General features: G+C 66.2%; 1 protein-coding gene. It reads left to right on the forward strand.

From position 1 onward, the window contains the following. A partial coding sequence (locus AACY08_RS29855; protein ID WP_445262075.1) for a hypothetical protein occupies window positions 1-294 on the forward strand: 294 nt, incomplete at its 5' end. Between the last annotated feature and the right edge of the window lie 147 nt (window positions 295-441).

Consider the following 441-nt stretch of genomic DNA (forward strand, 5'->3'; position numbering starts at 1 on the left):
GCGGCCCGCGTCGGCGCCGCCGCCATCGCTGATCCGGCGCTCGGTGCGGATTGCGTCGCGCACGCCCGGATGTTCTTCAATCGACCGGACTTCGATCTCGCGAGCGCTGCGCCTGGCTCGTTTGCACTCGCCCCGCATGACGCGATGATCGAGCAACTGCGCGTCGACTACAGGGCCATGCAGGGCATGATCTTTGGCGATCCACCGGATTTCGAGGCGGTGCTCGACAGCATCGCCTCGCTCGAGACGCGTCTCAACAAGAAGGGCGATACGGGAGGCGGGGCCGCGCGATGAACCAGTTGGAGGGAGCTTTCGACACCGGGCAAAAGGCAGACGCGCGTGGCGCGGGCGAAGCGATCGTAACCCCGCTGCGCAAACGCCGCCTCAGCGGCGAACTCTACGAGCGCGACCCGAAGATAGAAGCCCTCATCGCCGAATTGG

The organism is Pseudomonas sp. EL_65y_Pfl1_R83 (genome assembly GCF_963970695.1).
GTDB lineage: Bacteria > Pseudomonadota > Gammaproteobacteria > Pseudomonadales > Pseudomonadaceae > Aquipseudomonas > Aquipseudomonas tritici.